This window comes from Rothia sp. HMSC061C12 (assembly GCF_001815755.1).
GTDB classification, from domain to species: domain Bacteria; phylum Actinomycetota; class Actinomycetes; order Actinomycetales; family Micrococcaceae; genus Rothia; species Rothia mucilaginosa.
Genome location: NZ_KV821867.1, coordinates 71,970 through 74,148, shown reverse-complemented (window position 1 = coordinate 74,148; position 2,179 = coordinate 71,970). Strand labels below are relative to the sequence as shown.

The 2,179-nt window shown below is 53.4% G+C and carries 1 protein-coding gene; it reads left to right on the top strand.

What is annotated here, in order from left to right; translation table 11 throughout:
- Positions 1-721: 721 nt before the first annotated feature.
- Positions 722-2,179, top strand: a 1,458-nt coding sequence (locus HMPREF3055_RS04840) for a peptidase (RefSeq protein WP_168166574.1), incomplete at its 3' end; no start/stop codon positions are given.

Genomic DNA, 2,179 nt, shown 5'->3' with positions numbered 1-2,179 from the left:
TGACGGGATGAATAAGCTAAGTTTTACTCTCGTAGAATATGACCCGTCTGCAAATGTTACCCATAAATATATCAAGGAGCTGGAACCTTTTGACCCTTCGGATTCTCCGTATTCTAAGCGGGTTTTTCATGACCTAATTCCTAACGGTCATTTTCAGCATAAAATTACGATTCCTGCCGGTCTTTTGAAATCAGGCAAGGGTTATTATCTGTCGGTACAGGGAGACTCTCCTTCAGGCCCGATTGCTATGAGGCGTGCCTTCCCCTTCGTTCCTGTGGGCAAGAACCCCATGAAAATGCCTTACCAGAGCAATACGTACCGCAATACCCTTCCGAAGGTTTCGCTGTCCCCTCAGACGGTTGACCCGTACCATGAGGGGAAATATAAAGTTACTATTTCTAATATTTCCCCGGAAGTTGATTTGGGGTACTATATCGGGTCAATCAGTGTTTATAATAAAACTGCTCAAAAAACGATTGCCAACCTCAGCGTTAATAGTGACCATTACTATGAACGTGACAAAATTGTGGTCCGTAACCCCGACGGCACCCAAACCGTAGAACTTGAAATTAATGCTGAGGATATTAAAGAGCTACAGGGCGTGTATTTGGGTTCCGAAGCGGAACTGAGGGTCTATTTCTCAGATAATCCTTACTACGGTTCAGAGATTCATAATTTTACGGTTACTGCACCAGTTCGGCTGGCGGATTCCCCTACCCCATTGACCCCTCCCACCCCTGCTGAGGATAAGAAACCTGACAACCCGGTTGGCATGAAGCTCACCTCGGGCACCCTCAACATTTCTGAGGGCGGTACCGTCTCTGTGACCACTGCGCCGCTGAGTGCCGAGTTCCGCGCGAAGTACACGCTGTATGAGTTCGGCATTGTGGAGCGCGGTGAGAATTACCTTGAGCCATATTACGGCAATCCCCTTCCTGAGGCGCAGTACGGCAGCAAGGTTGCCGGCCTCCGCGCTGAGGGCAAGGCCCACGATAATCCTGACGGGAGCGTCACGTTCACTCTTGACATTCCGAAGCAGTGGATGATGGTTCCGGAGGGTACGCTCTTCGATGTGGTGCTGACCTACTACCCGTCCGATAAGCCTGACCCGCACGACTATCCGTATGAAGATTATCGTCTTACGGCACGAATTCCCTTGCCCACGGTGCGCGACCCTGAGCCTGACCAGCCGACGTACCGCTACAGCATTTCGGCGATTGATAAGCCGTGGCAGGATACGACTCTGACGGTTGAGGGCTACCATATTCTTCCCCCGAATATCGTAGGTGGATACGACAGCCAGGCGTACGTCACTCTATACGAGGCAGACCCGGCTACCGGAAAGATTATGGGACGCCCTGTTTTCTCCCATGCTGTTCCGTTGACGGGCAACTGCTTGCATCACTGTACGGGTTTCCGCAATAACTATTTCGGCACGAAGATGACGATTCCGGCGGGTACGTTGAAGCCGGGTAGGCTCTACATGATTGGTATCTACGGTTCTAATCTGCCTCACCCGGGTGAGGAGGAGTACAGCGGTAGCTTGCTGACCAGTGTTGCGCAGTTCCTTCCGGTGCGGTCGGGGCAGCCGAGTGATAACCAGCCGAATCCTGACCAGCCTGTAGCGCGTCCGGATTTGTACATTCCGTATAAGCGCGTCAACCCGTATCAGGAGATGAATACTCTCACCGCACGCGTCTCGAATCTTCCGAAGCTTGCCGAGGGCTATTACCGTTTCTCGATTCAGGCAACGGATATTTTCGGCGAGCTGACCGGTGAGAAGGCTCTGGAGCAGGTTATTCCCGCTGAGCGCATCCACGATGGTGCCGCTGAGGAGACGCTGAACGTTCCCGGTAGCGCGCTGAATTATGAGGGAGCGTACAGGGTTGTTCTGGAGAAGGTAACCCCGGGCAAGGATGGTGCCGCGGATGCGGTCGAGCCGGTGGCTTCTGAGAATCTTGATCTCTTGGCGAATACTGCTGAGGAGCAGAAGGCTGCTGTCGAATGGGTCAAGAAACAGGCTCTTCTGGATGAGAGTAAGACTGTGCTGAGTCGCCGCGATGTCACGGTGGCGCTGTACCGCCTGGCGGGCGCGCCTCATGCTGAGCTGCCTGCAACCAGCCCTTACGCGGATGTGGCACCGAACGACCCGGACTACGCCGCGTACATTTGGGCTCGT